Here is an 8,025-nt window from a genome sequence, read left to right on the forward strand (position 1 = left end):
AGCAGGAACGACGCCACGGTCATCAGCTCCCAGAAGAAGAGGAACGAGTAACCACCGTCGGAGAGCACGACGCCCAGCATGGCATAGCACATGGTGACCAGCGAGGTGTAGTGCAGCGAGACGTGGGCCGGGGACTTGTGCTGCAGGTGGCGGGCCAGGTAGCCTTGCGAGTAGAGCACGGCGGCCACCGAACCGATCGCAATGACGAGGACGAAGAGCGCCGAGAGGCCGTCCATCGAGCCCGAGTCGCCGCCGAACGGCGTGCCGGAGATGACCCACAGCGGTCCGTAGTGGACCCCGGCGAGCGTTGCCGCGGCCCGTATGCCGACGGCGAGCGTGCCGATGAGCGTCAGGCCGAGTGCGGCCCACGCTTTCATGCGCAGGGGTACGGCGAACAGCAGGGCTGTCACCGCCGCCAGCGCGAGAAGTGTACCGAGAAAAAACATGCTGTTATGATAGGTGTCTTTTTTATTTCGAACCGTTTACGACCGACGTCATCACCACGGCCACGAGGGCTGCGGTTTCGGTCCTCAGGCGCTGCTGCCCGAGCGTGATCTCCTCGAATCCGTGTTCGAGCGCGAAGTCCACTTCGGCGGGGGAGAAGTCCCCCTCGGGGCCGATGCAGACGAGCACGGACTCTCCCGGGCGGATCGCCTCGGGCAGGTAGCGTTTGCCCGAGGGGGCGTGTGCCACCCCGCAGTGGGCGATCAGCCGCCGCCCCTCGAAGGGGGCGAGCACCGCCTCGCGGAACGGGGTGAGCGGGTGAAGCACCGGGCGGTATGCCTTGAGCGACTGCTTCATGGCCGCCGTGATGATCTTCTCGCTCCGCTCGGCCTTGAAGACGCGCCGCTCGCTGTGTTCCGTTTCGAGGGGGATCACGGCGCCGATGCCCACCTCGGTGGCCTTCTCGAGAAACCACTCGAAGCGGTCGGCGTTCTTGGTCGGGGCTACGGCCACCGTCAGTGCATAGGAGAGCCGCTCGAAGTCGGGGATCGTCTCGACGACCTCCACGGTGCACCGGCGCGGGTCGTCCTCCACGATCCGGCAGCGGTAGAGCGTACCCCGCCCGTCGGCGATGTGGAGTGTTGCGCCGCGTCCCAGGCGCAGCACGCGGATGCAGTGTTTCGACTCCTCCTCGCCGAGCGTATGTAGGGGCGGTACGATCGCGGGATCGTAAAAAAGTTGCATACCTGCTATAATTTACTAACTTTGCAACGGCTTGAGCCGGCGCATGGAGATGCCCCGGCGTTTGCAGGCTGCAAAGTTATATAAAATAAGACGACTGATGAAACGTATTGCAGGATTATTGACACTTTTTCTGGCCATGACGACCGTTGCGTGCAAGTCCGACAAAAAGGTCGGCGAAAACCCCTTCTTCTCGGCATGGGAGACGCCCTACGGCGTTCCTCCCTTCGACAGGATTCTACCCGAACATTTCCTCCCGGCCATCGAGCGCGGCATGTCGCTGCACGATGCCGAGATCGACGCCATCGTGACCAACCGCGACGAGCCGACCTTCGAGAACGTCATCCTGGCGTTCGACAACTCGGGGCAGATGCTTGCGCAGACCTCGCTGGTCTTCGGCATGCTCTGTGCCGCGCAGAACACGCCCGAGATGCAGGCCCTGCAGGAGCAGGCGATGCCCCGGCTGACGGCCCACTACGACAAGATCCTGCTCAACGACGCGCTTTTCGAGCGGGTGAAGGCGGTCTACGATAACCGGGCGACGTTCGACCTCGACGCCGAGCAGAGCCGCCTGCTGGAGAAGACCTACCGTTCGTTCGTGCGCGCCGGAGCGCTGCTCGGTGCCGACGAGAAGGCCCGGCTGGCGGAGATCAACGGCGAACTGGCCCTCGCTTCGGTGAAGTTCGGCAACAACCTGCTGGCTGAGAACTACAACTTCACGATGGAACTCGAGCCCGAGCAGATGACCGGGCTGCCGGCCGGCGTGCAGGAGCAGGCCCGCGAGAAGGCCCGCGAACTGGGCAAGGGAAACAAGGGGGTCTTCACGCTGCAGAAGCCGAGCATGATCCCCTTCCTGACCTATTCGCCCGACCGCGAACTGCGCGAGCGGATCTACACGGCCTACCTGAACCGCTGCAACCGCGGTGACGAGTACGACAACAAACAGCTCATCAACGACTTCATCCGCCTGCGCACGGAGAAGGCCCACCTGCTGGGCTATCCCTCCTACGCCGCCTATGTCGTGGACGACGAGATGGCCGGCACGACCGAAGCGGTCTACGACCTGCTCGAGGGGGTCTGGGCTCCGGCGCTCGAGAGTGCCAAGCGTGAGCTGGGCGAGCTCGACTCGCTCTTCCGCAAGGACTTCCCCGACGGTGAGTTCGCCTCGTGGGACTGGTTCTACTACGCCGAGAAACTCCGCAAGCAGAAGTACAACCTCGACGAGGAGATGCTGCGTCCCTACTTTGCGCTGGAGAATGTCCGCAGCGGCGTCTTCTTCCTCGCCAACCGCCTCTACGGCATCACCTTCCGGCCGATCGTCGTGCCGGTCTACCATCCCGAGGTGACGGCTTTCGAGGTGCTCGATGCCGACGAGTCGCACCTCGGCGTGCTCTATTTCGACTTCTTCCCCCGCGAGGGCAAGGGGCAGGGCGCCTGGTGCGGCAACTACGTTGAGCAGACCTACCGCGACGGCGAGCGGGTGGCTCCCGTCGTGTCGATCGTGGCCAATTTCACCCGTCCGACGGGCGACAACCCGGCGCTGCTGACCCTCGACGAGGTCGAGACGCTCTTCCATGAGTTCGGCCACGCGCTCCACTTCCTCTTCCACGACGTGAAGTACCGCGGCCTGTCGGAGGTCGAGGGCGATTTCGTCGAGCTGCCGTCGCAGGTCATGGAGAACTGGGCCTTCAACCCCGAGGTGCTCAAGCAGTATGCCGTACACTACCGCACGGGCGATGTGATGCCTGAGGCGCTGATGGCCAAGATCGCCCGCAGCGAACTCTTCAACCAGGGCTTCATGACCACCGAGCTGATCGCCGCGTCGCTCTCCGACATGGACATCCACTCGATGACCGAGTATGCACCCTTCGATCCGATGGAGTTCGAACGCAAGGTGCTCAACGAGAAGCGGGGCCTCATCCCGCAGATCGAGCCGCGCTACCGCTATCCCTACTTCAGCCACATCTTCGACGGAGGCTATTCGGCCGGATACTATTTCTATACGTGGGCCGAGGTGCTCGACAAGGATGCCTTCGAGGCCTTCCGCGAGAGCGGCGACCTGTTCAACCGCCGCGTGGCCGACGATTTCCGCCGCAAGATCCTCGAGCGCGGCGGTTCGGAGGACGGGATGACCATGTACCGCGCCTTCCGCGGCAAGGATCCCGACAAGCGGGCCATGCTGCGCAGCCGCGGGCTGTGGACCGATCCCGAACCTGCCGATTCGCTGGCCGCCGGCCCGCAGCCTGCCGCGGGGGCCGCTGCCGAGGCTGTGGCGGAGAACTGATCCCGCCGATTCGTGAAGAAACCGCAAACCCTGTACCTTATATGAAAAAAGCAATTCTTGTCATGGCTGTTTCCATCCTGGCCGCCGGTTGTGCCGACAACTCGATTCCCCGGGCCGACCTGCCCGAACTGGACCTTTCGAATCCGCTGCTGGCGGAGTGGGATACCCCTCATGCCACGCCGCCCTTCTCGCGCATTGAACTCAAGGACTACGAGCCGGCATTCGACGCGGCGATCGCCTGCTCGCGTGCCGAGGTCGAGGCGATCGTCCGCAACCCCAGGAAGCCGACCTTCATGAATACGATCGTCGCCCTGGAGCGTCAGGGCGCCCTGCTCAACCGCATTGCGGGGGTCTTCTTCAACCTGATGAGCGCCGATACGTCGGACGAGATGCAGCAGATCGCCGAGCGCGTGCAGCCCAAGCTGACCGCCCTGTCGAACGACATCTCGCTCAACCCCGAGCTCTTTGCCCGCGTGAAGGCGGTCTACGAACACCCCGGACGCAAACTCTCCACCGAAGACCGGCGCCTGCTGGAGAAGACCTACCGGAGCTTTGCTCGTAACGGTGCCGCCCTGTCGGACGAGGACAAGGAGCTCTACCGCCAGTATACCACCGAGCTGTCGGCCCTCTCGCTCGAATTCGACCGCAACTCGCTGGCCGCGACCAACGCCTTCACGCTCCATATCACCGACCCTGCGGTGGTGGCCGAACTGCCCGCCTTCGTGCGCGAGGGTATGGCCGCCGAGGCCAAGTCGCGCGGCGAGAAGGGTTGGGTCGTCACGCTGCAGTATCCGAGCTACCTGCCCTTCATGACCTATTCGTCGAACCGTGCGCTCAAGGAGAAGCTCTGGCGGGCCAACAGCTCCTGCTCGCTGGGCGGTGAGTTCGACAATACGGAGGTGGTGAAGAAGATCGTCAATACGCGGCTGAAGCTGGCCCGCCTGCTCGGTTACGACTGCTATGCCGACTATGTGCTCGAGGAGCGCATGGCCAAGGACACGCCGACGGTCCGTGCCTTCCTTGCCGAACTGCTCGATGCCTCGAAGGAGTATGCCGACGCCGACTACCGCACGATCTCGGAGTATGCCGCCTCGCAGGGCTTCAAGGGAACGCTCATGCCGTGGGACTGGTCTTACTATACCGAGAAGTACAAGCGCGAGAAGTATGCGCTCGACGCCGAGACGGTGAAGCCCTATTTCGAACTCGAGCGGGTGAAGAAGGGCGTCTTCCTGCTGGCCAACAAACTCTATGGGCTCAACTTCACGCCCAATCCCGGGATCGAGGTCTACCATCCCGACGTGACGGCCTACGACGTCACCGATGCCGGGGGCCGCTTCATGGCGGTGCTCTATCTCGACTTCTTCCCCCGTGCCTCGAAAAACTCGGGCGCGTGGATGACCGAGTTCCGCGGAACGAAGCGCGTGGACGGCGAGGAGACCCGACCGCTGGTGTCGCTGGTGATGAACTTTACGAAGCCGACCGAGACGACCCCCTCGCTGCTGACCTTCGACGAGGTGGAGACCTTCCTGCATGAGTTCGGACACTCGCTGCACGGCATGCTGGGCGAAGGTTCCTACGAGTCGCTCACCGGCACGAACGTCTACCGCGACTTCGTCGAACTGCCGTCGCAGATCATGGAGAACTGGGCCACGGAGAAGGAGTTCCTCGACCTGTGGGCCGCACATTACCAGACCGGGGAGAAGATTCCCTCGGAGATTGTCGATCGCATCGTCGCCGCGCAGAACTACCTGGCGGCCTATGCCAACGTGCGCCAGCTGTCGTTCGGTCTGACCGACATGGCCTGGCATACGCTCACCGAGCCCTTCGAGGGCGATGTCGAGCTTTTCGAGCGCGAGGCGATGGCCCCGACGCAGGTGCTGCCCGTCGTCGAGGGTACGGCTATGTCGCCCGCCTTCGGCCACATTTTCGCTGGAGGCTATGCCGCCGGATACTACGGATACAAGTGGGCCGAGGTGCTCGAGGCCGATGCCTTCTCGCTCTTCAAGGAGAAGGGGATCTTCAACCGCGAGGTGGCCACGTCGTTCCGCGACAACATCCTCTCGAAGGGCGGAACGGAGGATCCCATGGAGCTCTATGTCCGCTTCCGCGGCCACAAGCCCGAACCCGAGGCGTTGCTGCGCAAACTCGGGCTCGAGAAGCGGTAGCGCTCCTGCCGCTCCCGGAAAACGGATGCGGGCAGTCCCCTTCGGAGGACTGCCCGCATTGTCGTTGTGTCCGTGCACGGACGGATGTTGCCGGATGGGTCTATGCAAACGAAAACCCCGCCACCTTGCGGTCGCGGGGTTTTGTTGAGCTACCTGGATTCGAACCAAGAATAACAGGACCAGAATCTGTTGTGTTACCATTACACCATAGCTCAATGACGTTTTGGTGATGCAAAAGTAGAACTTTATTTTGCAATTGCAAAGAAAAATCAGAAAAAAATTTCGTAATTTTGTTTTCATGACGCCCCGAGCAAGGGGGTTGAAAACGTAAAACTACTTAAAACCAGTAAATTATGGGAATTAAATTCCGCCTCGTGGTCATGAACTTTCTTCAGTATGCAATCTGGGGAGCGTACCTGACCTCGATGGGATCCTATCTTGTGGGCGTCGATCTGGCGTCGCATATCGGAATCTTCTATGCCATGCAGGGCATCGTCTCGCTCTTCATGCCCGCCGTCATCGGAATCGTGGCCGACCGCTGGGTGCCTGCACAGCGGCTGCTCGGCATCTGCCACCTGACGGCCGCCCTCTTCATGGGGGCGGCGGGCTACTACGCCCTCTCGGCCGGTCCGGAGGTCTCGTTCGGGATCCTCTTCACGCTCTATTCGTTCAGCGTAGCCTTCTACATGCCGACGATCGCCCTCTCGAATTCCGTGGCCTACAGCGTGCTCGAAGGGGCCGGTATGGATACCGTGAAGTCTTTCCCGCCGATCCGTGTCTGGGGCACTGTCGGCTTCATCTGCTCGATGCTCGTCTGCGATGCGGCCGGTTTCCAGACCACCTGCATGCAGTTCATCCAGTGCGCCGTGTTGGGACTCCTGCTCGGCCTCTATGCCATGACCCTTCCGTCGTGTCCGGTCAGTCGCTCGGCCGAGCGCAAGAGCCTGGTCGAGGCCCTCGGACTGCGCGCCTTCACGCTCTTCAGGCAGAAGAAGATGGCCCTGTTCTTCATCTTCTCGATGCTGCTGGGCGTCTCGCTGCAGATCACCAACGGCTTTGCGAATCCCTTCATCACCAGTTTCCGCGACATCCCCGAATATGCCTCCACGTTCGGCGCCAACCACGCCAATGCGCTGATCTCGCTCTCGCAGATCTCCGAGACGCTCTGCATCCTGCTCATTCCCTTCTGCCTGAAACGTTTCGGCATCAAGAACGTCATGCTCATGGCCATGTTCGCCTGGGTGCTCCGCTTCGGCCTCTTCGGCCTGGGCAACCCCGGAAGCGGCGTGTGGATGTTCATCCTCTCGATGATCGTCTACGGCGTGGCCTTCGACTTCTTCAACATCTCGGGATCGCTCTTCGTCAATAAGGAGACCGATACGACGATCCGCTCCTCGGCACAGGGGCTCTTCATGATCATGACCAACGGCATCGGCGCCACGATCGGAACGCTCGGCGCGCAGGCCGTCGTCAATCATTTTGTCTACTCGCAGCAGGGGGCCGAGGCGATGGTTGCGGGGTGGTCTGCCTCGTGGCTGATCTTTGCCGGCTATGCCCTGCTCGTGGGAGTGGTCTTCGCCCTGGTATTCAAATACCGGCACGACCCCGAGTCCGTGGCCGACGGCCTGAACCGTTGATCCCGCTCCGCCCGGAGCACACAGGGCGGATACAGCACAGTCTGTCCGGTGTCGGAGTTTTCCGATGCCGGATTTTTTTTGGAATGCGGGGTAGCGGGATGGAGACAGGCCGTGTCAGTACATGTTGTCGTACATCGACTGCGACTTGTCGTACTTCAGGTCGGAGAGCGAGGCGGCCTTCACGCCGATGTTGAAGCTCCAGCTCTTGTGGTAGCCGAAGGGGATCCACGAGAAGGACATCTGCCAGCAGTGGAGGTCGCGCGTGATCGATACCGACGAGGTCGTGAGCTTTCGGGCCTTGATGTCGTAACCTCCCTGGAAGGTGATGCCCGTCTTGGGTGTGAGGTTCAGCGAGCCGTTGAAGCTGACGGTCTGCGTGACGTTCTTGCGGTATCCCGTCGTGCCGTTGTTCACGTAGGAGACCGAATAGTTCACCGCATAGTTGAAGCCGAAGTTCCACGGCAGCGAGAAGTCGTAGTAGGCCTGCGACATGTATTGCCTTCGCAGGGTGGGGTCCATCGTGCCGTAGGGGTCGTAGAACGGGTTCGAATACTCCGGGGGCAGGCTCGTGATGTCGTTTACGGCCGGCTGCGACTTGTCCTCGCGCGACTTGAAGGTGTAGCCGAACGACCAGCCCGTCGAGGTGATGCGTCCCGGGAAGAAGAGCTTGTCGTAGCGGACACCCTCGGGTGTGACGCGGTAGGGGTCGATCGTGGCCGAGAGGTTGATGCCGAAGTTCTTGAAGAGCGTCGTG

General features: G+C 61.9%; 4 protein-coding genes, 1 tRNA gene and 2 pseudogenes. 3 read left to right on the forward strand and 4 right to left on the reverse strand.

The genetic code is table 11. The annotated features are described in order from the left end of the window. Both QZL63_RS03645 and QZL63_RS03650 read right to left on the reverse strand, forming a co-directional pair. Positions 1 to 446 (reverse strand): annotated as a pseudogene (locus QZL63_RS03645) (proton-conducting transporter membrane subunit); the annotation flags it as partial. 22 nt (positions 447 to 468) lie between these two features. After that, positions 469 to 1,188: an RsmE family RNA methyltransferase gene (locus QZL63_RS03650; RefSeq protein WP_022307973.1), complete on the reverse strand. Its 720-nt coding sequence runs from the start codon at positions 1,186 to 1,188 to the stop codon at positions 469 to 471. A 97-nt stretch (positions 1,189 to 1,285) separates the two neighbouring features. Between QZL63_RS03650 and QZL63_RS03655 the strand changes: the two genes are divergently transcribed. Together QZL63_RS03655 and QZL63_RS03660 are read left to right on the forward strand one after the other, a co-directional pair. After that, positions 1,286 to 3,469 carry a M3 family metallopeptidase gene (locus QZL63_RS03655; protein ID WP_022307974.1) on the forward strand — a complete coding sequence of 728 codons (2,184 nt, stop codon included), beginning with the start codon at positions 1,286 to 1,288 and terminating at the stop codon, positions 3,467 to 3,469. Positions 3,470 to 3,510: 41 nt separating this feature from the next. Continuing rightward, a complete protein-coding gene (locus QZL63_RS03660; RefSeq protein ID WP_290585905.1) occupies positions 3,511 to 5,634 on the forward strand; it encodes a M3 family metallopeptidase in 2,124 nt (707 codons plus the stop codon). Positions 5,635 to 5,778: 144 nt separating this feature from the next. Here QZL63_RS03660 and QZL63_RS03665 read toward each other — a convergent pair. Further along, a tRNA-Gln gene (locus tag QZL63_RS03665) sits at positions 5,779 to 5,849 on the reverse strand. Between the two features lie 138 nt (positions 5,850 to 5,987). On the opposite strand from QZL63_RS03665, the gene QZL63_RS03670 reads away from it, so the two are divergent. After that, positions 5,988 to 7,271, forward strand: coding sequence for an MFS transporter (locus QZL63_RS03670; protein WP_022307976.1), 1,284 nt, complete (start codon positions 5,988 to 5,990; stop codon positions 7,269 to 7,271). 114 nt (positions 7,272 to 7,385) lie between these two features. Here QZL63_RS03670 and QZL63_RS03675 read toward each other — a convergent pair. Next, a pseudogene (locus QZL63_RS03675) lies at positions 7,386 to 8,025 on the reverse strand (LPS-assembly protein LptD); the annotation flags it as partial.

Source organism: Alistipes sp. CAG:268 (assembly GCA_000434235.1).
GTDB classification, from domain to species: Bacteria; Bacteroidota; Bacteroidia; order Bacteroidales; family Rikenellaceae; genus Alistipes; species Alistipes avistercoris.

Coding starts and splice junctions, on each gene's coding strand:
- QZL63_RS03670 (WP_022307976.1), top strand. CDS start 5,988: ATGGGAATTAAATTCCGCCTCGTGGTCATGAACTTTCTTCAGTATGCA.
- QZL63_RS03660 (WP_290585905.1), top strand. CDS start 3,511: ATGAAAAAAGCAATTCTTGTCATGGCTGTTTCCATCCTGGCCGCCGGT.
- QZL63_RS03650 (WP_022307973.1), bottom strand. CDS start 1,188: ATGCAACTTTTTTACGATCCCGCGATCGTACCGCCCCTACATACGCTC.
- QZL63_RS03655 (WP_022307974.1), top strand. CDS start 1,286: ATGAAACGTATTGCAGGATTATTGACACTTTTTCTGGCCATGACGACC.